This window comes from Pseudonocardia sp. (genome assembly GCF_025965585.1).
Lineage (GTDB): Bacteria > Actinomycetota > Actinomycetes > Mycobacteriales > Pseudonocardiaceae > Pseudonocardia.
Genome location: NZ_JAOPWR010000188.1, coordinates 1 through 26,071 on the forward strand (window position 1 = coordinate 1; position 26,071 = coordinate 26,071).

A 26,071-nucleotide genomic window follows, 5' to 3' on the forward strand; every position below is an offset into this window, starting at 1 on the left:
TGATCCCGCTGTCGGCCATCGAGATCCGCCGACTCCTAGCCGCTCTCGCGCTGTCCCCGCTGACCTGCATCGACCACGTCATGCCCTGGTCGAGCTGGCGCCGTGAACGCCAACACCAGGCCCGCACCTGCCACTACCGCCGACGCGGCCACCGACCACCACCCTGACCGAGTGCCGTTGCAGTACTAGACCAAGACTCGCGACTTCACCCGGGCGACTGGTTCGTCGATTGTGCCCGCGGCGTTCCGGCCGTTCGACGTCCACCTCGCCTGCCGGGTGTCGGCCCGCGACCCGCACCGGGTGCTCGAGCTGGCCGCGCCGTCCGGTGTCCTGACCCGCTCCGACCTGAACGCCGCGATGGTCGACCTGGGCAGCCGGCAGGTGTCGGGCGCGCAGTGGCGGCAGGCCGACGCGATGCACCACACCCCACCCCAGCGCGTGTAGGAGAGGGCAATCACAAGTCCGAGCGTTCGCCCAGTGCGTGAACGACGCCGAGATCGCCCCGGCCGTCGCCCGGGACGTCGCCCGGCGAGCGCTGCACGACATCGGACCGGGCGCCGCCCGGGACCACCTCTGCTACGCGGCCACGCACGGCGACGCAGCAGCGCTGCACGCCGTCGTCGAGGCCGGGCACCTCCCGTCCGATCCGGAGGCGGTGCTGGCGTTCCTGTTCCTGACCGGGCAGTGGGACGGCTACAACGCGGCCGATCCGGACGGAGCCCTACTGCGCCAACGTGCTGCGGTACGAGTTCGAACGGGAGCCGTTCCGGGTGGCCGCCGAGCGGGCTGGCCGGCGGTCGCCCTGCGGCCCCCGACCGCCGCCGCGACCCCAGAAGTACCGGCCGGGCGGTACCGGGGCGTGGCGCGGCTCATGCCGGCCAGGACGCCGACGGCGCGGCCCAGGTTGTGCGCGGTCACCGCCAGTGCCAGCCACGCGGCGTTGGCCATGAACCGTCCCGACGGCAGGTGCGCCAGCCCGGCGGACTTGAGCTCGGCGATCGACTGCTCGACCACAGCGTGACGACGGTGATCGGCCTCGACTTCGTGCAGGTCACCGACGCGATCGGTGACCATCGCGTGGTAGTCCCACTCGGTGAACAACGCCAACTGCGAGCCCGGCGTCGGGCGCACCCGCCGCACGACCAACCGCACCTCGATCGCCTCCCGGGTGTGCGCGAAGCAGGTGTAGCTCGTCTCGGCGACATCGGCACCGGACACCTCCGGGGTGGAGAGCCAGTACGGAATCGGCACCCATGCCGACTCGGGGATCGAGGCGAGCGCAGCCCGAATCTTCTTGTCCTGCCCGACGGTGACCGAGAACCGCACTCCGAACGTGCGGGCGGTCGACAGCACGGCGCGGGAGTAGAACGCCGAGTCCGCCCGCACGGTGAGCTGGCCGGTGGCGCCGGCGTGGCGGAGTCGGCTGATCGTCTCGGTGAGGAAGCTCTTCGCGCCGCGCGCGGCGCCGGCCGGCCCGCCGCGGAGCCGGGAGAAGATCACCTGCCCGGTCTCGGCCAGCGTCGCGAGCTGCGGGTGATAGCCGCGGACCTTGGTATAACCGAACCCGGCGCCCTGCTTGGTCCGGCCGTAGACCGGGCAGATCGTGGAGTCCAGATCGAATGTCAACGGACCTGTCGGGTCGACCGGCCCAAACGAAAGTGGCTGGGGCCATGAGCGAGGACCGCGACCCGAGCCCGGCTGGCAGGGTCGCAGGTGGTCGTGTGCGAGATGCCTACGCCGATCACCGTGCCACGCCCGCCGCTGAACCCGCCCGCGCGCTCACCGCGGCCGATCCGCGCAGGGCGGCGATCGCCGTTACCGGGCACGCACGGAGACCCTCGAGAGACGGATTCCGGGCTGGCGAAGTCGGATGATGATCGTCGTAAGGAATCAGGCAGGTGTCCATCGCACGGTGTGGGTTCCGGCCGTCAGGTTTGTTGTGGCGAAGCGTGTGGTGACGGTCCCGTCAGGGCCGACGGTGTAGGTCCCGAGATCGATGCCGTCGGGCTCCAGGGTGACTTTCACGAGCGTTCCGGGCATGAAGTTGTGTCCGGTAGCACTTTGTTCCTGGCCAAGTTGGAGGACGGGCAGTGCGACGGTCCCGTAGTGCGCCCCGGTCGGGGGAGTCACTGCTCCGCTGTCCGGTGTCGCAGCAGTTGCGGCGGGCGTCGTCGAGGCGGCGGGAACTGAGGGAGTCGTCGGGATTGCCGACGGTGTCAATGATGGGGGTGTGGGGCCGGGACACGGTGCGCCAGGTCCGATGGGGGGCATCGGGGGAGGCCACGGGCAGCTCGGTGGTTGGCTGGAGGGGGTGGTTGTGGCGGGCGGGGCCGGCACCGGTTGCACGTGAAGAATCACCGGGGGCGAACTCGAGGATTCCTGGGCGGTCGACACCACGGCCTGGAACAGGTCGCCGTCCATGCTGCGGGTGGCCGTGGACGCCAGGACGGCGCCGCTCTGTCCCGTGAGGTCGGTCCATGGCCCGGTCGGCGCCGGCGCGGTCTGCCAGCGGATCGTGACCGGGGACTCCGTCGTGGACGGCCGCGTGAACGATGCGGTGAAGGTCGCGGTCTGGCCCTCCCGCACGGTCTGCGCGGCGGGCCGGACGGCGAGGTGCGGGCCGGCCCCGTCGGTCTCGGCGGAGGGCGGCGCTGCGGTGGTGCTGTAGATGGGGGTGGCCTCGGCGGTGCCCGGTAGCCCGACCGAGGTCAGCACCGCGACGAGCAGCACCGCTGACCGCAGTGCCCACGCCGCGCCGATCGGTGTCCGACGGTTCATCATGATCCTTCCTCGTCGTGCTGCTGAGGCCATCGTCGCGATGGCTGGAAACCTGGTGTGATGCCGGCACTGCCCGCGTGGGACGTGTGGTCGCTTGGTGGGCCCCGTGACCCGAGTCGTGCGGGGCCTCACCAAGGTCAGGCGACGTGCTGGGCGGCCTGGTGGCGCGCGCGGCGGCGTCGAACGATGACCACGACGGCTGCGATCACCAGGGCGGCCAGCAGCGCCAGGGCGCCGATGAGGAGCCCGAGGTGGTCGGCGATCGTCTTCTGCGGGGCGACCGGGGCGGCGGCGCCGGGATCGGCTGGGAACTGGATGCGGGCCTGGGAGTTCTGCTCGAGCAGCCCGCTCTTCAGGGTGAGGTTGGCGTTCCACGGCCCGTCCGGGAGTTGCTGGTCCAGCGAGATCGTCACCGCCGTGGACTGACCCGGTGCCAGCGTGACGCCGAGCTGCGTGGGAAAGGGACCCGCGCTCAGCGCCCCCGGCCCGCCCGACAGCGACAGCGTCCCGGACATGTCCAGCGCCCGACCGCCGGTGTTGTGCACCTGAGCGGTCACCATGGGGTGGCCGTCGGGCGCCCGCGCCGCGGTGAGGGGGTCAACGGTGAAGCTGGAGGGCGGCGGGCCTCCCGGGCCGACTGAGAGGTAGCTGCGGATGCCCACCCTGTTGACCAGGGTGACGCCGCCTCCCGGCGGTGCCGGCGTGGCCTGCTCCGCCCAGAGCACGGCGTAGCGCTCCCCGGGTGATGCGTCAGCCGGCACGCTGATCGTCAGCACCACCGTGGCGCGGGCGCCGGGGGCCAGGGACAGCGAGGCGGGATCGACCGTCGTCCAGCTGGACAGCTCGTTGGCGGGGCGCCCCGCATCGAGGGTGAACACCCCGTCGCGGATCTCCGCGGCGGCGGGGTAGAGCGCGACGGGTGCGACGGCCGCGGTCGTGTTGCTCACCTCGACCCGGCGGTGGATCACCGTACCGGGCGCCAGGTGGTCGACGATGTAGGCACGGGCCCGCGGATCCTCGGCTGCTGAGGTCGGCGCGTCGAGGAGCCGGATGCCGAGACTGTTCGGCGCCGCTGCGGCCGGGGGTGGTGGTGCGGGCGTGGTGGCGGCGGCGCTGGTGGCCGGGACCAGGGCCCCGACCACCAGCGCCAGTGCGAGGAACAGACGACGCACGGTGTCCGCCGTTCCTAGGCGACCGAGTGCGTGATCGTGGCGTTGTAGGTACCGACGACGGCCTGGGTGGGCACCGCCACGCTGATGGTCGGGTTCCAGCTGGCCGAGTTGTTGCCGTCGCCGGCCTCCGAGTACGCGGTCTGCGAAGCTCCCATCGCGACCCCCGGCCCGGCCGTGAACGTGCCGCCCGTCGGGGCCGTCGTCGCGCCCGGGGTGTAGGTCACCGCGGTGTTCGCGATGGTCTCGGCGGGCCCTTCAGCGCCGGTGGTGAACGCTGTGGAGGTGGCCGATGCCGTCCAAACGGCGGCCAGCAGGCCGCGGGCGTCGGTCACCGTCACAGGGCCGAGCGGACCGCTGATCGTCGGCGTCGCACCGGTCGCCTGGGTGCCGAGGGGCGCCACAGTCGTCGGGACGGTGATCGACAGGGGACCGCCGGTGAGGGCGAAGCTGGCACCGGTCCCGCCGGTGGTGTCGGCGAACGCCGGAGCGGCGAGGCCGAGGCTCAGGGTGGCGACGGCAGCCGTCACCAGAATTGTCTTGCGCATCAGGTTTCCTAACTGTTCCCCTTCGGGAATCTTCGAGCCACGCAGCGCGTGACTCTATTTGGTCTATCTCAATACGCCGCACGGCGTTACAGGCTCGCGCGAATGGGATAGTGGCCCGCGTTAGGCGCATAGGGAACGCGATGCCAGGTGCACGGGCGTGGTTATTGTCGCTGGGCCAGGCCTCCGCCCAGCTAGGCGCGGGGGTCGCGGGGCCGTCATCGCAGCGCGACGAATGTCGCCGACCGGGCGGGGAGCAGATTATTGCCCGATCTCGGTCGCTATCCGCAGACGCGAGGTACTTCCGTTTTCCGCGATGGATCGTGGGCGGGGCGATAACCGGCTTTTCGATCTTGGGCGGGCACCGTCGGGTTTTCGCCAGGCATTCGGTGTTCGTCGGGGCCGTGCAACCGTACGCGGCGCCGGTGATCGTCCGATCTTTGAACCCGCAGGCGCGCGTGTCTCCCGCTGCTCCAGAACACAGCGAGGTCAAGGAGTCACGGGGCGCCCTCATGCTGGCGCGCCGGACCACGTTGCTCGGCCAAGATCAAAAGCCTGATAACTTGCGCCCGAGTGCAGCGAGGTTGCGAGGTGGTCGGTCCCACATGACGGGTCCGCGAGAACGTCTCCCCGGGCTAGTGGTCACGCGAACCGCCGACGTCGACGAGGCGCTCGACGCGGTGACCAGGGTCTTCCTGCCGCACCGCATCCGGATGCTTCAGCGCACATCAGGTCTGGACATGCAGCTCAACGCGCTGGAGCTGGACACGGTGACGGCCGGCTACCTGCGGTACGGCCCTGAGATCCACATGGTGACCACGGAGACCAGCCACTACCACGTCAACATCCCGCTGTGCGGCGCCACCGAGTCCCGGTGCGGCGGCAGAGACGCGGTGGTCTCGACACCCGAACGCGCGGCGGTGTTCATGCCCGGTGCGCAGGCCGACATCCGGTGGGGAGCCGGCAGCGCCCAACTCTGCCTGATGCTCGCCCGCCATGCTATGGAGCGGGACCTCGAGCGACTCCTCGGGCGGCAGCTCACGCGCCCCTTGGAGTTCGCCGTCGCCATGGATCTCATGACCGAGCAGGGGGCGGCGTGGTTGAGCACGCTCGACCTGCTGGAGCGGGAGGCGACACGCCCGAACGGCCTGGTCCGCTTCCCGCTCGCGGCCGCTCACCTGGAGAGCCTGATCGTCGACGGATTGCTCCTGACGCACTCGCACAACTACAGCGATGCGCTGGTCCCGCACGCGGTGGCCCTGCATCCCCGTGCCGTCCGCCGAGCCGTAGATCTCATGCAGGACCGCCCCGAACACCCCTGGTCCACCGCCGCGCTCGCAGCGGCCGTCGCGGTGAGCGCCCGGACGCTGCAAGAGGGGTTCGCCCGCTCATTCGGCATCCCCCCCATGGCGTACCTGCGAGAGATCCGTCTGGATCGTATCCACGCCGAACTCCTGGCAGCCGAGCCCGGCACGCTCGCCGTCAGCATCGTCGCCGCTCGCTGGGGCTTCCTGCACGCCGGCCGATTCTCCGCCGCCTACACACGCAGGTTCGGCTGCTGGCCGTCCGAGACAGCGGGCCGGTGAAGGCGGCACTCCGCGACGGCGGATCCGATCGGATCACGCAGACGGTGGTAGCGATGACGCTGGGAACACGCACGGAGTCGATCTTTCATGACGACTCCTACGGTTGCCGGCCGAAGCGATCGGCATTGGATGCGGTGGAGCAATGCTTGAAACATGTGGATGACGTCGGTGGGGTCGTACCCTCCGTGTGATCTTGGTGTGCTCAAGCAAGATCGGCACGCCAACGCCGGTCGGGAAGGTAGGACCCGTGCTTACCGTAGTTCGTGGAGCTGCCGGCACTGATGACCCCCGCCGGGACACGTGGTGTGTCGTTGATCGATGACCTCGTCCGCGAGGGCGCCCGCAAGATGCTCGCCGAAGCCCTGCAGGCCGAGGTCGACGACTACATCGCCCGCCACGGCGGCGAGCGCGACGAGAACGGCCGCCGGCAGGTGGTGCGTAATGGCTCGCACCAGCCGGGTCGTCGCGGGCGGCCGCGCCACGGACTCCGACGGCAAGTCCGACGACAGTCGGAGAACGCTCGCGCTCGACCCGTGACCGTCGAGGCGCTGCGGGAGTACCTGGTGCGGTGGGACGAGCTGAAACAGGAGTTCGGGCATGCCGGACAGCACCTGTCCTGCCTTCCCGACGGCCGACCGATCCACCCGGACACGATCACCGAGTGGTTCGCCCGACTGAACTGGGAGGCCGGACTGCGGCCGATCCGGCTGCACGACGTCCGGCACAGCTACGCCACGGCGGCGCTGCGGGCCGGCGTGCCGGTCAAGGTCGTCAGCGATCGCTTGGGGCACTCGTCGGTTTCGTTCACGCAGGACATCTACATGCACGTGATCCCGGGGATGGACGAGCACGCTGCGCAGGTCGCGGCGACCGCGATCCTGGGGCCGGCGGTGGCCTCCGTGACCACAGCCGTGACCATCAGGACCGATTCGCCCCTGACCTGAACGCACACAAAGCAAGAGGGCCACTGACCGTGCTGGTCAGTGGCCCTCTTGCGTAGTAGCGGGGGTAGGATTCGAACCTACGACCTCTGGGTTATGAGCCCAGCGAGCTACCGAGCTGCTCCACCCCGCGCCGCTGCGGTTCTCTCGAACCGCTGTACTGCTGTTCTCTTGTGTCTACGACAGTACACCGCCCGGAAACATGCCCGCAGCGGGGGTGCCTCTTCGCGTTGCCCCTGGTGACAGCCGCAACCGCACCCGAAACGACGCCGCCCCCACGGACCGTGGTCCGTGGGGGCGACGTCGTGGTGCGGGCCGATCAGCCGCCCGGAGCGGTGGCGGGCGCGGCCCCGGACTGCCCGTTGGCGGCCTGGAACTGCTTCACCGCCGCGTCGAGGGCCGCCAGCGCCTGCCCCTGCCCGGCGAAGTTGCCGGACTGCTGAGCCGCCTGCAGCTGCGCCAGCGCCGACTGGATGGCCGCCGTCGCGGCCGTCAGGGCCGGGCTGGCGGTGCCACCGCTGGCCGGAGGAGGCGACGTACCGCTCGTCGCCGGTGTAGGCGATGTGCCCGGGACCTGCGTGGCCCCCGCGCCGGCTCCGGCTCCGAACACCTCGTCGAGCGCCTCGGAGATCGTGGGTTTGTAGCCGACCTGCCCGTTGTAGTACACGAGCACCCGCGCGAGCTGCGGGTAGGACGACTCCTGGCTCGCTCTCTCGATGTAGACCGGTTCGACGTACAGCAACCCGCCCGCTACGGGCAACGTGAGCAGGTTGCCGTACTGGATCGAACTCTGCCCACCTCTCGACAGCAGACTGATCTCCTGGCTGACCGCGGGTGACCCGACGAACTGCGTCTGTACCTGTTGCGGGCCCAGCGTCTGTGTGTCCGGTGGTAGCTCGAGCACGGTGATCTTGCCGTACGTGGCCGGATCGGAGCTGGCCGAGACGTAGGCCGAGAGGATCTGTCTGTTCTTGAACACCAGCGCGCTGGTGAGCTGGAACGACGGTGTGGACTGGCCCTGCGCCCCCGGTTGCCCGGCGAGCACGTAGTACGGCGGTTGGGCGGCGTCGGCCGTGGTGCCCGCCTGGACCGTGGGATCGGACGGCACGTCCCAGAAGGACACGCCGCCGTAGAAGTCGCTCGGGTTGTCGACGTGGTAGCGCGTCAGCAGCTCACGTTGGACCTTGAACTGGTCCTCCGGGTACCGGAAGTGCGAGCGGAGGCTGGGGCTGATCGCCGACGACGGCAGCACGGTGCCCGGGAACGCCTTCATCCACGTCTGCAGGACCGGGTCGGACTGGTCGAAGGCGTAGAGCTTCACGGTGCCGTCGTAGGCGTCCACCGTGGCCTTCACCGAGTTGCGCAGGTAGCTGATCTGCTGGTCGGGCTGCCTGTTGAGACCCTGGTTCGCGACGGCGGTTGCGTTGCCCAGCGACATCGACTCGGCGTACGGGTAGTTCTGCAGCGTCGTGTAGCCGTCGACGATCCAGGTCAGCCGGCCGTCGACCACGGCGGGGTACGGGTCCGAATCGGTGGTCAGCCACGGGGCGACGGCCGCGACGCGGTCCTTGGGGTCCCGCACGTACATGATCTTCGAGTCGGCGTTGATGGAGTTGTTGAACAGGATGTTGCGCTCACCGTAGAACAGCGAGAACGCCAGCCGGTTCACAAAGCTGCCGAGCGACACGCCGCCCTTGCCCGTGTAGGTGTAGTTCTGCGTGTCCGAGTCGTACTCGCGCGGCGTGGAACCCGGCTCGGCCCCGACGATCGAGTAGCCGTTGCCGTCGCTGTTGAGCAGCTCGCCGTAGTAGACGCGCGGCTCCGTGATCCGCAGCGAAGGCGGGATCTTCGACTGGTCGGTGGACGTGTCGATGGACGTGAAGTTGGGCAGACCGCCCTGCCCGCCCGTGTCCTCCAGCGCCGCGTTGACCTGGTTGGCCGGGGCGACGACGAACCCGTTGCCGTGCGTGTAGACGAGGTGCCGGTTGATCCAGTCCGTCTGGTTGCCGGTGAGCCCGGCGGCGTTCAGCTCGCGTGCCGCGACGACGTAGTCCTGGGTCTTGCCGTTGACCGTGTACCGGTCGATGTCCAGGTTCGGTGCGAAGCCGTAGAACGTGCGGCGCTGCTGGAGCTGGGTGAACGTGTCGGAGATCTTCGACGGGTCGAGCAGCCGGATGTTGGGCACCGTCGCGGTGTCGTTGCGCACCGCGGCCGGCGAGACCTGCGACGTGCCGGAGAAGGGCACGTCGGTGACCTTGTCGGGCCCGATGCCGAACGCCTGGCGCGTGGCGTCGATGTTGCGCTGGATCGGCACCGACTCGCGGACGTTGGCGTTGGGCGACACCACGAACTGCTGCAGCACCTGTGGCCAGGCCGCGCCGATGAGCACGCTCGAGAGCACCAGCAGCACCGTGGCGATGGCGGGGAGCTGCAGGTTGCGGCGGAACACGGCCGCGAAGAACGCCGCGGCGCAGATGACGGAGATGAAAAGCAGGATCAGCTTGGCCGGCATCACGGCGTTGAGGTCCGTGTACGTGGCGCCGGTGAAGATGTCGCTGCGGTTGGAGAACAGCAGCTCGTACCGGTCGAAGTAGTAGGCGACGGCCTTGAGGAGCACGAACACGCCGGCGAGGATCGCGAGCTGGGCGCGGGCGGCGGCCGAGACCTGGCCGGCGCGGCCCGTCAGCCGGATGCCGCCGAAGATGTAATGGGTGATCAACGCGGCGGCGAAGCTGATGGCCACGGAGACGAACAGCCAGTCCAGCACGTACCGGTAGAAGGGCAGCTGGAACGCGTAGAAGCCGACGTCGATGTTGAACACCGGGTCGCTCACGCCGAACGGCGTGGAGTTCAGGAACATCTGGACGATCTGCCAGTCGCCCTGCGCGGCGAAGCCGGCGATCACGCCGATGATCACCGGGATGCCGATGGCGAACAGCCGCAGTCGCTGGATGATCAGCGTGCGGTAGCGCGCGATGGGGTCCTCGGGGCCGGTGACCGGCACGAACACCGGGCGGGAGCGGTAGGCGATCCACAGCGACAGCGCGACGAGGCCGCCGATCAGCAACCCGCCGATGATGAACAGCAGGATGTGGGTGAACAGCACCGTGCTGAACACGCTGCGGAAATCGACCTCACCGAACCAGAGCCAGTCGACGTAGAGGTTGAGCAGGCGGGATCCACCGAGCAGCAGCAGCACGAGGATCCCCGCCACGCTCAGCAGGATCCGGGTACGGCGGGTCAACGTCGGGGATCCCACCGGGGGCCGCATGGCCACAGGGCACGCTCCAGTGTTTCGGGTTTCGGACGCCGGGCACCCCGTCGGTCTCCGCCCGTGGCTGTCGTGACAAACCCCTGGCAGCCGGCCCCGACGGCGCGCTCTGCCCGACCAACTCTACGGACGGCGTGTGGAGTTCCCGTTCGGGCCCCGAATGTCCCTTTTATGCATATTCCGGGCGGATGACCAGCGCAGGAGGCCCGGCGGAGGGTCAGCAACCCGTTACGGGCCTGTTCGCTCTCAGCGCATCGAGGGCGGTGAGGGCGTCGCCGAGTTTCGCGACGCGGACGAGCTGCAGCCCGTCCGGGTCGTTGGCGGCGGCCTCGGTGCAGTTGTCGGCCGGCACGAGGAACGTCGTGGCCCCGGCCGCGCGGGCCGCCATCATCTTGAACGGGATGCCGCCGATCGCCCCGACGTCGCCCGACGCGTCGATCGTGCCGGTGCCCGCGACGAATCGGCCGCCGGTCAGATCCCCCGGCGTCAGCTTGTCGATCACGGCGAGGGTGAACATCAGGCCCGCGGACGGGCCGCCGATGTCGCCCAGGCTGATCGTGATGTCGCCGTCCTTCGGCTCGATACCGGGCCGGACGCCCAGCAGGCCCTGCGGCCGGTCCGGGCTCGAGCCGAGCACCACCGTCGCGTCGGCCTGCGTGCCGCCACGGGAGTAGATGACGGTGACGGGCTGGCCCGGCTTGGTGGCCGTCAGCGCGTCGGAGACGGCCTGCGGGCTGGAGACCGGCTTGTCGTTGACGGCCAGGAGGGTGTCGCCCTTCTCGAGCTTGCCCGTCGCCGGCGAGCCGTCGGTCAGGTCCGACACCACCACGCGAGTGGGGAGCTTGAGGTCCGTCAGCGCGGCGACCTCGGCGTTGACCTCGGAGGCCGCGAACTCGTCGGAGTTCTGCTGCTGCACCTGCTGGTCACTCTGGTCCGGTGGGAAGACCGTGCTGCGCGGCACGACCTGCTGGTCGTGGGCGGCCCAGAAGCCGAGCACGTTGAACAGCGTGAGCCGGTCGGTGACCGACACCGTGGTCATGTTGAGGTGGCCGGTCGTCGGGTAGGTCGGCAGCCCGGCGACGGCCACCACGGGCGTTCCGTCCACCACGTCGAGGGTGTTGAACGTCGGGCCGGGCCCGAGCGCCACCATCGGCACCGGCACGGTGGCCCCGAGCACTCCCAGCGCCAGGGCGAGCAGGCCTGCGGAGACGATGGTCCACGTGCGGTGCTTCACGCCGCGAGCCTATGTGGAGCCCGCGTGGGGCCCTCGTACGGTGGGGTGATCACCGGTGGCACACGCCGCCCGGCCCGCCCGTCACGCGTACCGTGGGTCCTATGAGCGACACCCCGTTCGGTTTCGGGCCCGCTGACCGCGACCGCGACAAGGACGACAAACCCGACCGCTCGTCGGGCGACGGTCCCCAGGACCCGTTCGGCTTCGGCAACCTGCCCGGCATGCCACCGGGCGGGTTCCCGGGGATGCCCGGGATGGGCGGCCCCGGCGGGTTCGACGTCAGCCAGCTCGGCCAGATGCTCACGCAGCTCGGGCAGATGCTGAGCCAGGCGCAGGACACGGGTGGCGGGCCGGTCAACTACAACCTCGCCGCGCAGCTCGCCCACCAGCGCCTCGCCGCAACCACGTCGTCGCTCACCGGGGCGCAGCGCGCCGCCGTCAGCGACGCCGTGCGGCTCGCCGAGCTGTGGCTCGACGCGGCCACCGACTTCCCCACGGGCGCCACGGAGATCAAGGCGTGGTCCGCGGCCGAGTGGGTCGACGCGAGCATGCCCACGTGGAAGCGGCTGTGCGACCCGGTCGCGCAGCGCGTCTCGAGCGCGTGGGTCGAGGGTCTCCCTGCCGAGGCCCGCGAGGCCGCGGGCCCGATGATGGCGATGCTCGGCCAGATGGGCGGGCTCGCCTTCGGCAGCCAGCTCGGCCAGGGCCTCGCCCAGCTCGCCGCGGAGGTGCTCACCTCCACCGACATCGGCATCCCCGTGGGCCCCGATCGCACCGCGGCGCTGCTGCCGGAGAACGTCGAGAAGTTCACGAAGGACCTCGACCGCCCCGCCAGCGAGGTGCTGCTGTTCCTGGCCGCGCGCGAGGCCGCCCACCAGCGGCTGTTCGCGCACGTCGGCTGGCTGAAGGAGCGGCTGCTCGGCGCCGTCGAGCAGTACGCGCAGGGCATCCGCGTCGACACCTCCCGCATCGAGGAGCTGGCCCGCGGCATCGACCCGTCCAACCCGGCCGCCATCGAGGAGGCCATGCAGGGCGGCATGTTCGATCCGGAGACCACGCCGGAGCAGAAGGCCGCGCTCGCGCGGCTGGAGACGCTGCTCGCGCTCATCGAGGGCTGGGTCGACGCCGTGGTGGCCGAGGCCGTCGGCGACCGCCTGCCCGGAGCGGAGGCGATGCGCGAGACGCTGCGCCGTCGCCGTGCGTCCGGGGGGCCCGCCGAGCAGACGTTCGCCACGGTGGTGGGTCTGGAGCTGCGCCCGCGCCGGCTCCGCGATGCCGCCGAGCTGTGGAGGCTGCTCGGCGAGCAGCGCGGCATGGCCGGCCGGGACGCCCTGTGGGCCCACCCCGACCTCGTGCCCACGGCCGACGACCTCGACGACCCCGCCGCGTTCGTGGCCCGCGACGAGGGTCGCGACCCCATCGCCGAGCTCGAGAAGCTCGCCAACGAGAAGGCGCCCCAGGAGCCCGAGGACAAGGACTCCGGCGACTCCGGCAGCTCGACGAGCTGACGCTCAGGCCGACGCGGCCTCGGAGCCGAGGGCCGCGTCGGCCTCCGACGGGTGCTCGGCCCCGGGCGGCTCGTCGCCGTCCAGGCCGACGAAGCCGAGGCCGGCCGCGGCCGACAGGCCCTCCAGGTACCCCATCGCGCGCTCGGTGCGCGGGTAGTGGTGCACCCACGCCCAGAACTTGGCGTCGTGGCCGGGTTCGAGCAGGTGGGCGAGCTCGTGCACCAGCACGTAGTCGACCACCCAGCCCGGGGCGTCGCGCAGGCGCTCGCTGATGCGGATGGTGCCGTCGGCAGGCGTGCACGACGCCCAGCGTGTGCGCATCGGCGCCACCCACCGCACCGTGGCGGGCTCGGCCCGCCCTTCGAGGTAGCGGCGCGACAGCTCCATGCTGCGGGTGCGCAGGGCGTCGTCGCCGGTGCGGGCCGGGGAACGGCGGCGGGCCTCGCTGCGCTCGAGCCTGCGCACCATCTCGTCGACCCAGCGGCGTTCCTCGGACTCGCTCATCCACCCCGGGATGAAGACGATCACCGTGTCACCCTCGCGACGCGCGCTGACCATGCGCCGGCGGCGATCACTACGTCGGACCTCGACGACCGAGGGCTGCGCCATCACCCCACCCTAGTCCCCGGCTCCCGGATCGCGGTCCCGCCCGACGGGTACTGATCGCGGTCGTCCACAGGTGGGCGACCCCTGTGGACAACCCGACGCACGTCAGGCGGCGCCGGGGCACGATCGGACGATGCCGCCCGCCCTGCCCGCCACCGTCCGCCTGCCACCGCATCGCTCCGTGCTGCCGCTGCCCGGCAACGGGCGCCTGTTCGGCCTCGATCCGGCGGCCGCCGTCGTCGCCGACGGGCTCTCTCTCCCGCTCGCGGAGATGGTCGACGAGCTGCGCGCCCCCGTTGCGGCGCACGTGGTGGTGGCCAGGGCCGTCGAGCGCGGGGCCGCACCGGAGGAGGCCGAGGCGCTGCTCGCGGAGCTGGTCGAGAGCGGCGCGGTGGCCGACGCCGCCATCCTGGAGCTCCGCGACACACGGCGGGCGTCGTCCATCGCCGTGGTGGTCGGGAGGGGCCCGCTGGCGGTCGGGATCGTCACCGGCCTGGCGCTCGCCGGCGTCGGCACCGTGCACACCGACACCGGCGGCGAGGTCCGCACGGGCGATCTCGGCACCGGCTACCTCGATGCCGACCGGGGCGGCGATCGCCTGACCGCCACCCGCGCCGCACTGCACCGGCTGCTGCCGGGCACCGTCACCGGGCCACCGCCCCTGCGACTCGTGCCCGATCTCGTCGTGCTCGCCGACGAGGCTCCCGCGCCCGATCGGCTCACCACCCTGCACGCCGACGGCGTCGCCCACCTGCCCGCCCGGCTGCGCGACGGCGTCGGCGTCGTCGGGCCGCTGGTGCTGCCCGGCCGCTCCACCTGCCTCGCCTGCCTGGAGCTGCACCGCGCGGCGTGCGACCCGAGCTGGCCCGCCGTCTCCGCGCAGCTGGTCGGGCGGGCGGGCCGGGCCGATCCCGCGTGCGTCGCCGCCACCGCCGGTCTCGCCACGGCGCAGGCACTGGCCGCCGTCGACGGCGCGGGTGGCGGCGGTCCGGCCCCGGCCGCGCTGGACGCCACGCTCGAACTCGACGTCACAGCGGGCACGCTCCGGCGGCGGGCGTGGACAGCGCGCGCGGAGTGCCACTGTCGGGCGGTTCCGGCCGGAGTGGGGCGACCCACGCCGCAGGCGACGAGCGGGATGCGTGCGGATGGGGACACAATCATGGGGTGAGCGAGCTTGCGAGTGCACACATCGACGCAGCACGGCCCGCGGCCGTGTCGACGAACGGAGAGGGGCCGGCGTGACCGACATCCCGCGGCGGACCGCGGCCCGCACCGCGAAGCTCGCCAGCCTCCCCCTCGGGGTGGCCGGGCGCGCAGTCGGAGGCTGGGGCCGCAGACTGGCGGGGGGCGACGGCGAGCAGATCACCGCGCAGCTGATGGCCAAGAGCGCCGAGCAGCTGTTCGAGGTGCTGGGCGAGCTCAAGGGCGGGGCCATGAAGTTCGGCCAGGCCCTGAGCGTCTTCGAGGCGGCCATCCCCGACGAGTTCGCAGCACCGTTTCGTGACTCGCTGGTCAAACTGCAGTCCGCGGCTCCCCCGATGCCGCCGTCGGACGTGCACCGGATGCTGGCCGAGCAGTTCGGTCGCGGCTGGCGCGCGCGGTTCCAGGAGTTCGACGAGACGCCGGCCGCGGCCGCGAGCATCGGGCAGGTCCACCGGGCGGTGTGGCGCGACGGGCGCGACGTCGCGGTCAAGGTGCAGTACCCCGGCGCCGAGGAGGCGCTGCGCTCCGACCTGCGGCAGCTCTCGCGCATGAGCCGCGTGATGCAGCCGCTCGTGCCGGGACTCGAGATCAAGCCGCTGATCGCCGAGCTGCGCGACCGCATGGAGGAGGAGCTCGACTACCGCGACGAGGCCGAGAACCAGCGTGTATTCGCCGCGGCGTTCGACGGCGACGAGAACGTGAAGATCCCCCGCGTGGTGGCGTCGGCCCCCAAGGCGATGGTGTCCGAGTGGGTCACCGGCAGGAAGCTGTCGGACGTCATCACCACCGGCACGCAGGAGCAGCGCGACTCCGTCGCGGCCCTGCTCGCCGAGTTCCTGTACTCCTCACCCGCCCGTGTCGGGCTGCTGCACGCCGACCCCCACCCGGGCAACTTCCAGGTGCTCGAGGACGGCCGGCTCATGGTCATCGACTTCGGCGCCGTGGCCCGGCTCCCCGACGGACTGCCCCGGCCGCTCTCGGTGATGGTGCGGCTCGCGCTGGAGAACCGGTCGGACGACCTGTTGCAGCTCCTGCGCGACGACGGCTTCGTGCGGGCCGGATCGAAGCTCGGCGCCCAGGAGGCGGAGGCCTACCTCTCGCCGTTCACCGACCCGCTGCGCGAGGAGGTCTTCCGCTTCAACCGGCGGTGGCTGCAGAGCCAGGCGGAGCGCGTCGGCGATCTGCGCAGCCCGCACTTCAACACCGGGCGCGAGCTCAACCTCCCACCGCAGTACCTGCTCATCCACCGCGTCACGATGGGCACGCTCGCCGTGCTCTGCCAGCTCGACGTCGACGTGCCGCTGCGCGGCATCGTCCGCCACTGGCAGCCGTGGATCTTCGACGCGGAGGACGAGTCGGCGGGCCGCCACACCTGATCCGCACATGCCGGCGGCGCCCCGGTCCGGACAGGACCGGGGCGCCGCCGGTCTCCCGGTGCAGCGCTCCCTCGGACCGAGGGATCAGAAGGCGCTGCGGAGGCCGCTCACCCGGTGGTGACCGGTGGGCACGTCCAGGCCCGCACGGGCGCGCTCGGCACGCCGGGCGGCGAACCGGGCGAGCAGGGTCCACCGGCGGCCCGCGGTCACGCTGCGGGCGAAGCGGAACTCACGTGCGGCCCTGAGGGCCTCTTGGTGTCGGCATCTGGCCAGTGCTTCGTGGAGCAGCATCGTCGTTCCTTCGCGGTTGTGCACAGCGGGCGTCGGGTGGGCGGATGCGGGCGTCGGGGTGGTCATGAGGTCGGTCATCGGTGTCTCCTGAAGGTCATCGGGCTCTCGGGGAACCCACGGTTGTCCGGTGGACCAGCCGGTGCGGGTCAGGCCGAGACGACCGCGGCGAACGCGCGGTCGCGGGCCAGGGCGGCCTTGCTCGGGCGGCCGCGAGGCCTCTTGCGCGGGATCGCGACCCCGCGCTCGAAGATCTCACCGCCCCAGACTCCCCACGGCTCCCCGCGGCTCAACGCACCGGCCAGGCACTCGACCTGGATCGGGCAGTGCCCGCAGAGGGCCTTGGCGCGCTCCAGCTCGGCAGGAGCCTCGGCGAACCACTGGTCGGCGTCGCCGGAGCGACAGGGCAGATCCAGCCCGGCGCGGGGTGCCGCATCGAGCACGGACCCCAGCGGGGTGACGGAGTCGCCACCGCACTGGTCGGGACAGATCGCTCCGCCGTCCAACGGAACTGATCGGGCTAGCACAACTACCTCCTGAGAGATGTGGTCAGGCAGGAACAACAAAAAAGGCCGCGGATCCCGGTGAGGGGTCCGCGGCCTTCGATCTGGGGCCGGTTGCTGATCGCCTACGTATGGCGACGCTCCCGAGCGGACACACCTGTGCTGTTGTCGATCACGAAATCCACGAGCGCCGGTCGCTGCTGCTTCCACGCGTGCGGGTGCGCGACGGACTCCATGCCCGGACCCTCGACACGCAGACCCTCGACACGCAGGCGGGCGCCGTAGAAGGCTCCGGCGGTGATGGTGGGCATCGTGGTGGTCATCTCGGCACCCCCTTCCGGGGTCTGGTCGTGGCGAAGAACGGGCAGGTGAGCTCGTCGTGAAGTGAGGCTAGGGACACCCCCGGGGGGTGCACAACCCATTTTCACGAAAGTTCGGGCATTCCCTTCCGGGTCGCCGCCGGAGTCACTGTTCCGGGCGGTGCTCGTCGGACACGAGCGACAGCACGGCCGGCCCGTAGCGGTCGAGCTTGCGGGCCCCGATCCCCGGGATGCCGACGAGCGCGGCGCGGTCGGAGGGGCGCTGCTCGGCGATGGCCGTCAGCGTGGCGTCGGTGAACACGACGTAGGCGGGGACCTGCTGCTCGCGGGCCTCGCCGCTGCGCCACTCGCGGAGCCGGTCGAGCAGGTCGGTGTCCACATCGGACGGACAGTCGGAGCAGCGCTGCATCTTGAGCGCGTCGATGCCCAGCAGCGGCGACCCGCATACCCGGCACCGCGGCTTCGAGCCGCCGCGCTCGGCGGTGTTCGCGATGCGCGAGGCCGGGTGGTGGTCGGGGATCAGCCCGTACAGGAAACGGCTGCGCCTGCGGCGGCGCGCTCCCCCCGGCTGACGCGACAGCGCCCACGACAGCGAGACGCGGCGCCGAGCCCGCGTGATGCCGACGTAGAGCAGCCTGCGCTCCTCCTCGATGGCGTCCTCGTCGCCGTCGGCGTGCTGGATGGGCAGCGTGCCGTCGACGAGGCCGACGAGGAACACGACGTCCCACTCGAGGCCCTTCGCCGCGTGCAGCGACGCCAGCGTGACGCCCTGGACGGTGGGGGGGTGCGCGGCGTCGGCGCGGGTCTCCAGCTCGGCGGCGAAGCGGCGCATGTCGGCCTCGGGCTCGACGGCGACCAGCTCCTCGGCCAGCTCGACGATGGCGAGCAGCGACTCCCACTGGGCCCGCTGCTGGGCGCCGCCGGGCGGCTCGGGCGTCAGGCCGACGGGGACGAGCACCTTGCGGACGACGTCGATGAGCGGGCCCTGGAACTGGCTGCTCGTGCGGATCATCGTCATGGCACGGCGCACCTCGGGGCGGGAGAAGAACCGCTCACCGCCGCGCACCTGGTACGGGACGCCGACCTCGGTGAGCGCCTGCTCGTAGACCTCCGACTGCGCGTTGATCCGGAACAGCACGGCGATCTCGGCGGCGGGCGTACCGTCGGCGACGATCCGCTTGATCTGCCGGGCGATGGCGGCGGCCTCGGCGGGCTCGTCGTCGTGCTCGGTGAAATCGGGCTCGGCACCGGGCGGGAGCTGGCCGATCAGCTGCAGCCTGCTGCCGGCGGGCCGGCCGCGCGCAGCCCCGATCAGGGTGTTGGCGGCCGCCACCACCTGCGGCGTGGACCGGTAGTCGCGCTGCAGCCGGACGACGGTGGCCTCGGGGAAGCGGCGCGGGAAGTCGAGCAGGTGGCGCGGGCTGGCCCCGGCGAAGGTGTAGATCGTCTGGTTGGCGTCGCCGACCACCGTCAGGTCGTCACGGTCACCGAGCCAGGCGTCGAGCACGCGCTGCTGCAACGGTGTGACGTCCTGGTACTCGTCGACGACGAAGCAGCGGTAGCGGTCGCGGAACTCCTCCGCCACGGACGCGTGCTCCTCGAGCGCGCCGGCCGTGTGCAGCAGCAGGTCGTCGAAGTCGAGCATCTCGGCGCGGTTCTTCAGCGCCTCGTACCCGGCGTAGACGGCCGCCACCTGCTCCGCGGGGCCGGGCGTGTCGCGGTGCATCCGGGCGACCTCGGCCGGGTACCGCTCCGGGGTGATCAGGCAGGCCTTGGCCCACTCGATCTCACCGGCGAAGTCGCGCAGCGAGGCGGCGTCGGTGCCCGCCTTGAGACGCGCCGCCGCCTGCCCGACGACGCGCAGCTTGCCCTCGAGCAGCTGCCACTGGTCGCCGCCCACCACGCGCGGCCAGAAGTACCGCAGCTGGCGCAGCGAGGCGGCGTGGAACGTGCGCGCCTGCACTCCCGCGACGCCCAGCGCGCGCAGGCGGGTGCGCATCTCCCCCGCAGCCCGCGCCGTGAACGTGACGGCCAGGACCTGCCCCGGCGCGACGTGGCCGGTGCGGACCAGGTGCCCGATGCGGCGGGTGATGGTGCGGGTCTTGCCCGTGCCCGCGCCCGCCAGCACGCACACCGGCCCGCGGGGGGCCGTGACCGCGGCGAGCTGCTCGTCGTCGAGACCATGTTCGGGGGCTTCGAGCAGCGTCACAGGACCCATCCTGACACCTCGGGATGACAGTTCGGGCCGGGGGCGTTGATCAGGGTATGGCTCAGCTGACGATCTACACGACCTCATGGTGCGGCTTCTGCCGCCGCCTCAAGATGCAGATGGACAAGGCAGGTCTCGAGTACGTCGAGATCGACATCGAGCGCAACCCGGAGGCCGCGACGTTCGTGGAAGGCGTCAACGGCGGTAACCAGACCGTGCCCGTGGTGCTCTTCCCGGACGACACCACGGCCACGAACCCGAGCCTCCAGGACGTCCAGACCAAGCTCGTCGCGTAGCTGGCACACACCGTCCGGGGCCCGCACACACCGTCGACGGTGTGTGCGGGCCTCCGACGGTGTGTGCCAGGTGATCACAGGGGCCGGAAGCGGCGGCGGATGCGGTCGGCCACCGGCCCGAACGCAGGACCGAGCTCGTCCCAGGTCCAGCGCGCCATGCCGAGGCCGGTGTCGCGCATCCGGTCCTCCCGCCGCTTCTCCGCGAACACGACGTCGCCCGGCGCCTGTCCCGGGCGCACCAGCCGCCCGTACTTGATCTCGCCGTCGAACTCGCCCACCGTGCGCAACCACGGCCAGCCGAAGTCGGCGAACCCGAGGCTGCGACGGTCCTCGAGCACCTCCCATTGCAGAACGGGCGCGGGCAGCCCGGCCTGCACGATCGCGACGCGACTGCGGGACTCACCGGGACTCTCGGCTCCGGCGTCCGCGAAGGCGACCACCCGCCGGGCGGCCGGACATCCCCGCCAGCCGGTGGCGCGGAGCACCGCCACGGCGAGCTGCTCGCCCGTGACCAGCCCCATCGCGAGCGCGGCGTCCGCGACGACGACCGCCTGCTCGAACGCGACGGTGCGGGCGATGTCGACGACCGTGCGGGCCACCGACGTCACGGGAACGCCGTCCACGAGGGCGATCTCGTCCGCGGACAGCGGCGCGGTGTGCACGTGCACCCGGCGCCCGAGGCGGCCACCCGACGCCCGGTGGCGGGAGACGTGCACTCGGCCGAACGGGACCGCCCAGAGCGGAAGACCGTGCAGGACGGCGCCCGAGGCGTGGCTCACGACCGCGGCTGCCGCCAGTTGCTCCACCGCCGCGACGATCTCCAGCCGGTGCCGACGCACCGGGTCCTTCGGCAGGCCGCCGACCACGTAGGCGCCACGGCGTACCGGGCTCAGCTCGCCGGTGCGGAGCAGGCGGCGCACCTCGTCGTCCGACCATCCGGAGGCGAGAAGGCGCGACCGCAGCTGCAGTGATCCCATGCGTCCACGGTCCCCGCCGGGGGCCGGTCAGCGCCAGAGGTGCGCCCACGCCTGTGGACAACCCCGCTCACACACACCGCTGGTGGCTCGCACACACCGTGGACGCTGTGTGCGAGCACCTCAGGGTGTGTGTGGGCTCAGGAGGCGGCCCAGCTCTCCAGCATGCTGCGGGCGATGCTGACCTTGCCCGGGAGGAGCAGCAGTCGCTCCCCGGGCTCCGCCTTCCCGCTCCAGTCCCCCCGCTCCAGCGCCAGCCTCAGCTCCGCGCGGGTGACCCACATGGCCTCGGCGATCTCGCCGTCGGCAGGCACCACGGGCTCCGAGGGGTCGGCAACCGCGTGGAACCCGACCATCAGCGAGCGGGGGAACGGCCAGGCCTGGCTCCCGAGGTAACGGATGTCGGTGACCTCGACGCCCACCTCCTCGTGGATCTCCCGCTGCACGCAGGCCTCGAGCGACTCCCCGCCCTCGACGAAGCCGGCGAGCACCGTGAAGCGCCCCTCCGGCCACACCGGCTGGCGGGCGAGCAGCACCTGCGCGTCGTCGCCCTCGGCGCCGTCGTGCACGAGGCAGATCACGGCCGGGTCGGTGCGCGGGTACTCCTCGTGGCCGTTCGCCTCGCAGTGGCGGTGCCAACCCGCGTTCGCCACGTGGGTGGGCGAGCCGTCACGGGCGCAGAACTGCGCGGCGTCGTGCCAGTTCAGCACCGCCACGGCCGTGGTGAACAGGCCGGCGCCCAGCGCGTCGAGGGCGGTGCCCGTCATGCGCAGGTCGGCCCAGTCGGACGGGTCGTCGCCCGCCACGAGGTCGGGCTTGCCGCGGATCGCCCAGTACGCCACCCCGTCGGCCTCGCCCAGCAGGACGGCGCCCTCGGTGGGGGTGGCGCCGGTGGTGGCGCGGGTCTTCAGCGTGGCGCCCGCCCCGTGAGCGACGTCCCAGCTGCCGGCGTCGGCCACGGCGAACCCGGATCCGACCGCGGCGTCCCAGGAGACCGGGGTGCGGCCCTGGTCGTCGACGACGACGAGCCGCGCCTTCGGCCAGCCCGCCTCCTGTCGAGCGACGTCGGTGCGCAGCGCCTCGTCGCGGAAGACGGCCGCTCGGGAGAGGACGGGCGGGGTGACCAGCGAGAAGTCGGCGTTCACGCGACACCCCCCAGCGCCCGGACGCCGGCCCCGATGACGTCGGCGTCACCCACCACGACGCCGGTGAACGCCGTCGGCGCGAAGTAGGTCAGTGCGGCAGCAGCCACCTGCTCGACGGTGACGGCCTCCAGCCGCGCAGGGTGTCCGCGCAGCCAGTCGACACCGAGCCCGTCGGCGGCCAGCGCCGCGATGGTGGACGCGAGCCCGTTCTGGTTGTCGAGCGAGATGAGCAGCGAGCCGATCGAGTAGGCGCGCGCCGCGTCGATCTCCTCGGCCGTCGGCGGGACGACGGCGAGCCGGCCCAGCTCGTAGCGGGTCTCCAGCAGGGCCGCGGCCGTGACGTCGCTGGCCACGTCGGTGTCGACACCCAGCAGCGCCCCGCCCGGGATGAACTCGATCCCGGAGTGCGCGCCGTAGGTGTAGCCCTTGTCCTCGCGGATGTTCTCCATCCAGCGCGAGGAGAAGTAGCCGCCGAACACGAGGTTGGCGAGCTGGAACGCGGCGTAGTCGGGGTGGTCGCGGCGGACCGCGGCGGCCGTGAGCCGCAGCTGCGACTGCACGGAACCCGGCCGGTGCACCAGCTCGATGTCGCCCGGGGCGGGCACCGGGGGCGGCGCCATCTCCTGCGCCGCGTGCTCCGCCGTCCACGCGGCGAGCTGCTTCTCGACCTCGGCGATGGCGGCGCCGGAGTCGATGTCACCGACGATCGTCAGGATCGAGCCGCGGGGCACGAGCGCCGCGGCCTGGAGCGCACGCACCTGCTCCGCGGTGACGGCCGTGACGGCCTCGCCCGTGGGCATCTCACGGGTGATCGGGTGGTCCCCGAAGCGCTTGCGCTGCAACGCCTCACGCGCGATGGTGCGCGGCTGCGAGCGGGCCACGGCGATCCGCTCGACGAGACGGGTGCGCTCGCGTGCGACCTCGGTCTCGGGGTGCGTGGCCGCGGTGAGGACGTCGGCGAGCACGCCCAGCACGTCGGGCAACCCGTCCGACAGCCCCGAACCGCTGATCATCAGCCGCTCCGGGTCGACGCTGACGCCGAGGTCGGCGCCGACGGCCGCCAGCTCGTCGTCGATGGCGACGCGGTCGCGGGTGCGGGTGCCGGTGAGCAGCGTGGACGACAGCAGCTCCGCGACGGCGGGGTGTGTGGGGTCGTCGCCCGCGAACGGGACGCGCAGCCGCAGCTCCACCATCGGCACACCGGGCCGGTGAGCGGCGAGCACGCGCAGGCCGTTGGGCAGCGTGACGTCCTCGACGTCGGGCAGCGGCACGTCCCGGATGGGGCCGAGCGGCGGCAGCCCGCGCGGCCCGGACTCGGTGCGGCCGATCTCCTCGGCGGTGCGGGTCATCCCACTCCCTCGCTGCGCTCGGTCGGAAATGACCCGAGGTGCTGTGTCAACGGTTCGCTCGCAAGCTCTCTCACGAGTCCTCTCCCTGCTTGCGCGTGGGCTCCACCAGCAGCACGCCGCGCCCGGCGGACCGCAGCGACGCCGCCGCGGCCTGGACCTGCGCGGGCGTGACCGCGGCCAGCCGTTCGGGCAGCTCGACGGCGATCTCGGCGCGGCCGTAGAGCAGCTCGCGGGCCCCGAGACCGAGCATCCGGTACATCACCCTGTCGTTCTCCTGGTGCAGGCCGGCCGACCAGCGTGCCACCTGCCGGGCGAGCTCCTCGGTGGACGGCCCGTTCGCCGCCAGCTTGTCCAGCTCGTCGTCGATCGCGCCCAGCACGCGGTCGGGGTCGACGTCAGCGGGGTGCACCGCGGTGATCGTGAACGTGTCGGGGTCGCGCGCATCGAGCGGGCCCATCAGGCCCGCCCCCGCGGAGACGTCGGTGACCAGCCCGTCGGCGTGCACGAGGCGGCGCTCCAGACGGGCCGCCTCACCCTCGCTGAGGACGGACCCGAGCAGCGCGTGGCCGAGGTAGCCGTCGAGGTCGGTGGCCGGGTCGGGCAGCCGGTAGCCGACGGCGAGCGCGGGCAGCGGCGCGTGGGCGTCCGGCACGACTTGCCGCCGTTCGGCGCCGGGAGCGGGCTCGGCGAACGACGGCCGGGGCGGCGTGGTGCGGGCCGGGATGTCGCCGAAGTGCTTCTCGACGAGCTTCAGCGTCTCGTCGACGTCGAGGTAGCCGGCCACGGTGACCTGCGCGTTGCCCGGCGCGTAGAACGTGTCGAAAAACGAGGCCGCGTCCTCGAGGCTGGCCTGCTCCAGCTCGGAGAAGTCGCCGTAGCCGTTGTGCGCGTTGGGGAAGGTGTCATAGAGCACCGGCGGCAGCAGGATCCAGGGGAACCCGCCGTAGGGCCGGTTCAGGACGTTGAGCCGGATCTCCTCCTTGACGACGTCCACCTGGTTGCGCAGGTTCTCGACCGTCAGCTTCGGGGCGCGCAGCCGGTCGGCCTCCAGGAACAGCGCACGCTCGAGCGCGGCGGCCGGGAGCACCTGGAAGTAATCGGTGTAGTCCTGGTGGGTCGAGCCGTTGAACACCCCGCCGGAGCTCTGTACGTGGCGGAAGTGCGCGAGCTTCTCCAGGCTCTCGCTGCCCTGGAACATGAGGTGCTCGAAGAGGTGCGCGAAACCGGTGCGCCCCTCCGGCTCGGAGCGGAAGCCGACGTCGACGTGCACGGCGACCCCGACGACGGGTGTGGCGGGATCCGGGACGATCAGGACGCGCAGGCCGTTGGCCAGGGTCGTCCGATGCAGTTCGACGGGCACAACCCGAATCTAGCTGGCCGCGGGGAGCACGACGAACTGGCGCAGCGTCAGGTCGAGGTAGGTCACCGGGCCGCGCGGGCCGGGCGTGTGGTCCACGTTGATGCCGGTCTCGGGGAGGCCCAGCAGCTTGTAGCCGTCGAGCAGGCGCGTGGTGGCGTTCCAGAACACGCCCGTGCCCGTGTAGGCGTCGATGAACGCCTCCGCGGCCCTCTCGTCGGCCGCGCAGACGGTGGCGGCCAGGCCGGACGTCTCCCGCGCGGCGGTGAGCGCAGCGTCGACCGGACCGTCGACCGTGGTGACGGTGACGTGGGCCTCCGCGCCCGCGTCGAGCGCCCACTCGTGGCCGAGCGGGTGGCTGTGCGGAGCCAGCGACGGCTCGATCGCGCGCTCACGCAGGGCCTTCTCCGCCACGGGCCAGAGCCGGTCGTGGGCGGGGGCATCGATGAGGAGCAGGTTCAGCCGGTTGCAGACGCCGAGCCGGTCGGTGCCCGCGGTGACCAGCCGCTCGACGTCGGCCTCGGTGGCGCTCGCGTCGAGGTAGAGCACGCCGCCGCCGTCGGCGTGGGCGAGCACCCGGGTGCCGGCCGCGGCGCCGAGCGCGGAGAGCTTGCGCGTGACGTCGCCGCTCCCCCGGACGACCACGAGCGGCACCAGATCGGGCAGGCCAACGAGCGCCTCGGCACCGGCGTGGCCGGGGGTCGGGACCAGCTGCACCGCCGCCACGGGGATGCCGTGCTCCGCGAGGGCGGGGGCGATGACCAGGTCGACCAGCGCCTTCGCCGAGCCCAGTGCGGCCGACCCCGTGCGCAGGACCGCGGCGCTGCGGGCCTTGAGCACCTGCGACGCGACGTCCACCGTGACATTGGGGCGCGCCTCGAACACCGCCCCGATCACGCCGACGGGCACGCGCCGCTCGAAGACCCGCTCACCCGTGGGCAGCGTGCGGACCTCGCGCTGCAGCGGCGGCTCCGGGGTGTCGGCGAGCACCTCGAGCTGGGTGGCCATGTCGTCGAGGCGCTCGGGGGTGAGGCGCAGGCGGTCGAGCAGGCCGGCGGCCATGCCGTTCTGCTCGGCGGCCTCGACGTCGTCGGCGTTGGCGGCGAGCAGCTGATGGGTGCGCTCCCGGAGCAGCGCGGCGGCGGTGCGCAGGGCGGCGTCGACGGCCTGCCCACCCGCGGCCCGGACACCCGGGGCGGCGGCCGCGGCGCGCTGGGCGGCGTCACGGACGGCGGCGGCGTCGGTCTCGGCAGGGGCGGGCGCGGTGGTGCTCACGGAACAAGGTTGCCACGTGCCCGGCGGGGTTCGGTGCGGCCCCTTTGCTCTGCGCATCGATGCGCCGCGGCTGGGGGCGGCAGCGGGCGGCAGCAGCAGCGGGCAGCGGTGGCGGTCGGCGGTGGCGGTGGCGGTGGC

23 protein-coding genes, 1 tRNA gene and 1 pseudogene are annotated in these 26,071 nt (G+C 72.1%); 8 read left to right on the plus strand and 17 right to left on the minus strand.

Annotation, left to right across the window (positions count from 1 at the left end; genetic code table 11):
* The first annotated feature begins 231 nt into the window (after positions 1 to 231).
* Positions 232 to 444: a hypothetical protein gene (locus JWR81_RS12100; RefSeq protein WP_297650643.1), complete on the plus strand. Its 213-nt coding sequence runs from the start codon at positions 232 to 234 to the stop codon at positions 442 to 444.
* Positions 445 to 693: 249 nt separating this feature from the next.
* Here the strand turns inward: JWR81_RS12100 and JWR81_RS12105 are convergent, their stop codons facing one another.
* The 4 genes from JWR81_RS12105 to JWR81_RS12120 form a co-directional block, all read right to left on the minus strand.
* A complete protein-coding gene (locus JWR81_RS12105) occupies positions 694 to 1,626 on the minus strand; it encodes an IS1380 family transposase (RefSeq protein WP_297650645.1) in 933 nt (310 codons plus the stop codon).
* Between the two features lie 264 nt (positions 1,627 to 1,890).
* Positions 1,891 to 2,730, minus strand: a complete 840-nt coding sequence (locus JWR81_RS12110; protein ID WP_297650647.1) for a hypothetical protein — start codon at positions 2,728 to 2,730, stop codon at positions 1,891 to 1,893.
* Between the two features lie 185 nt (positions 2,731 to 2,915).
* Positions 2,916 to 3,950: a hypothetical protein gene (locus JWR81_RS12115; protein WP_297650649.1), complete on the minus strand. Its 1,035-nt coding sequence runs from the start codon at positions 3,948 to 3,950 to the stop codon at positions 2,916 to 2,918.
* Positions 3,951 to 3,964: 14 nt separating this feature from the next.
* Positions 3,965 to 4,495: a hypothetical protein gene (locus JWR81_RS12120; RefSeq protein WP_297650651.1), complete on the minus strand. Its 531-nt coding sequence runs from the start codon at positions 4,493 to 4,495 to the stop codon at positions 3,965 to 3,967.
* Between the two features lie 602 nt (positions 4,496 to 5,097).
* Here JWR81_RS12120 and JWR81_RS12125 point away from each other — a divergent pair.
* The 3 genes and pseudogenes from JWR81_RS12125 (at position 5,098) to JWR81_RS12135 (ending at position 7,022) form a co-directional block, all read left to right on the plus strand.
* Complete coding sequence (locus tag JWR81_RS12125; RefSeq protein ID WP_297650653.1) at positions 5,098 to 6,078, plus strand: AraC family transcriptional regulator; 981 nt, start codon at positions 5,098 to 5,100, stop codon at positions 6,076 to 6,078.
* Positions 6,079 to 6,359: 281 nt separating this feature from the next.
* Positions 6,360 to 6,530 (plus strand): annotated as a pseudogene (locus JWR81_RS12130) (IS256 family transposase); the annotation flags it as partial.
* A complete protein-coding gene (locus tag JWR81_RS12135) occupies positions 6,513 to 7,022 on the plus strand; it encodes a tyrosine-type recombinase/integrase (RefSeq protein WP_367278779.1) in 510 nt (169 codons plus the stop codon). The pseudogene JWR81_RS12130 and the gene JWR81_RS12135, both read left to right, overlap by 18 nt.
* A 56-nt stretch (positions 7,023 to 7,078) precedes the next feature.
* Here the strand turns inward: JWR81_RS12135 and JWR81_RS12140 are convergent.
* From JWR81_RS12140 to JWR81_RS12150, 3 genes are all read right to left on the minus strand, one after another.
* Positions 7,079 to 7,152: transfer RNA gene (locus tag JWR81_RS12140), tRNA-Met, on the minus strand.
* A gap of 186 nt (positions 7,153 to 7,338) precedes the next feature.
* Positions 7,339 to 10,290, minus strand: coding sequence for a UPF0182 family protein (locus JWR81_RS12145; protein WP_297650655.1), 2,952 nt, complete (start codon positions 10,288 to 10,290; stop codon positions 7,339 to 7,341).
* Between the two features lie 217 nt (positions 10,291 to 10,507).
* Positions 10,508 to 11,524 carry a PDZ domain-containing protein gene (locus tag JWR81_RS12150; RefSeq protein WP_297650657.1) on the minus strand — a complete coding sequence of 339 codons (1,017 nt, stop codon included), beginning with the start codon at positions 11,522 to 11,524 and terminating at the stop codon, positions 10,508 to 10,510.
* Positions 11,525 to 11,625: 101 nt separating this feature from the next.
* Here JWR81_RS12150 and JWR81_RS12155 point away from each other — a divergent pair, with 101 nt between their 5' ends.
* The gene (locus tag JWR81_RS12155; RefSeq protein ID WP_297650659.1) at positions 11,626 to 13,032 is read left to right on the plus strand and encodes a zinc-dependent metalloprotease; all 1,407 of its coding nucleotides are present in this window, start codon (positions 11,626 to 11,628) and stop codon (positions 13,030 to 13,032) included.
* A 3-nt stretch (positions 13,033 to 13,035) separates the two neighbouring features.
* Here JWR81_RS12155 and JWR81_RS12160 read toward each other — a convergent pair whose 3' ends face one another.
* Positions 13,036 to 13,641 carry a M48 family metallopeptidase gene (locus tag JWR81_RS12160; RefSeq protein ID WP_297650661.1) on the minus strand — a complete coding sequence of 202 codons (606 nt, stop codon included), beginning with the start codon at positions 13,639 to 13,641 and terminating at the stop codon, positions 13,036 to 13,038.
* Between the two features lie 130 nt (positions 13,642 to 13,771).
* On the opposite strand from JWR81_RS12160, the gene JWR81_RS12165 reads away from it, so the two are divergent.
* Together JWR81_RS12165 and JWR81_RS12170 are read left to right on the plus strand one after the other, a co-directional pair.
* The gene (locus JWR81_RS12165; RefSeq protein ID WP_297650663.1) at positions 13,772 to 14,806 is read left to right on the plus strand and encodes a hypothetical protein; all 1,035 of its coding nucleotides are present in this window, start codon (positions 13,772 to 13,774) and stop codon (positions 14,804 to 14,806) included.
* 70 nt (positions 14,807 to 14,876) lie between these two features.
* A complete protein-coding gene (locus JWR81_RS12170) occupies positions 14,877 to 16,217 on the plus strand; it encodes an AarF/ABC1/UbiB kinase family protein (protein ID WP_297650665.1) in 1,341 nt (446 codons plus the stop codon).
* Between the two features lie 84 nt (positions 16,218 to 16,301).
* Here JWR81_RS12170 and JWR81_RS12175 read toward each other — a convergent pair whose 3' ends face one another.
* The 4 genes from JWR81_RS12175 to JWR81_RS12190 form a co-directional block, all read right to left on the minus strand.
* Entirely contained in the window at positions 16,302 to 16,586 is a 285-nt protein-coding gene (locus tag JWR81_RS12175; protein WP_297650667.1) for a hypothetical protein, read from the minus strand.
* A gap of 68 nt (positions 16,587 to 16,654) precedes the next feature.
* On the minus strand, positions 16,655 to 16,957 hold the full coding sequence (locus JWR81_RS12180) for a WhiB family transcriptional regulator (protein WP_297650688.1): 303 nt from the start codon (positions 16,955 to 16,957) through the stop codon (positions 16,655 to 16,657).
* 176 nt (positions 16,958 to 17,133) lie between these two features.
* Positions 17,134 to 17,331, minus strand: a complete 198-nt coding sequence (locus JWR81_RS12185; RefSeq protein ID WP_297650669.1) for a hypothetical protein — start codon at positions 17,329 to 17,331, stop codon at positions 17,134 to 17,136.
* A gap of 142 nt (positions 17,332 to 17,473) precedes the next feature.
* Entirely contained in the window at positions 17,474 to 19,537 is a 2,064-nt protein-coding gene (locus JWR81_RS12190; protein ID WP_297650671.1) for an ATP-dependent DNA helicase UvrD2, read from the minus strand.
* 56 nt (positions 19,538 to 19,593) lie between these two features.
* On the opposite strand from JWR81_RS12190, the gene JWR81_RS12195 reads away from it, so the two are divergent.
* Entirely contained in the window at positions 19,594 to 19,833 is a 240-nt protein-coding gene (locus tag JWR81_RS12195; RefSeq protein ID WP_297650674.1) for a mycoredoxin, read from the plus strand.
* Between the two features lie 74 nt (positions 19,834 to 19,907).
* Here the strand turns inward: JWR81_RS12195 and JWR81_RS12200 are convergent, their stop codons facing one another.
* From JWR81_RS12200 to JWR81_RS12220, 5 genes are all read right to left on the minus strand, one after another.
* On the minus strand, positions 19,908 to 20,810 hold the full coding sequence (locus JWR81_RS12200) for a hypothetical protein (protein WP_297650676.1): 903 nt from the start codon (positions 20,808 to 20,810) through the stop codon (positions 19,908 to 19,910).
* Between the two features lie 137 nt (positions 20,811 to 20,947).
* Positions 20,948 to 21,952 (minus strand): NAD(+) diphosphatase, encoded by a 1,005-nt coding sequence (gene nudC / locus JWR81_RS12205; protein ID WP_297650678.1) that lies wholly within the window; start codon positions 21,950 to 21,952, stop codon positions 20,948 to 20,950.
* Positions 21,949 to 23,301, minus strand: a complete 1,353-nt coding sequence (locus JWR81_RS12210) for a pitrilysin family protein (RefSeq protein WP_297650680.1) — start codon at positions 23,299 to 23,301, stop codon at positions 21,949 to 21,951. Before JWR81_RS12210 ends, nudC begins: the two co-directional genes overlap by 4 nt.
* 70 nt (positions 23,302 to 23,371) lie before the next feature.
* Entirely contained in the window at positions 23,372 to 24,661 is a 1,290-nt protein-coding gene (locus JWR81_RS12215; RefSeq protein ID WP_297650682.1) for a pitrilysin family protein, read from the minus strand.
* A gap of 9 nt (positions 24,662 to 24,670) precedes the next feature.
* Positions 24,671 to 25,933 (minus strand): aldehyde dehydrogenase family protein, encoded by a 1,263-nt coding sequence (locus tag JWR81_RS12220; protein WP_297650684.1) that lies wholly within the window; start codon positions 25,931 to 25,933, stop codon positions 24,671 to 24,673.
* Between the last annotated feature and the right edge of the window lie 138 nt (positions 25,934 to 26,071).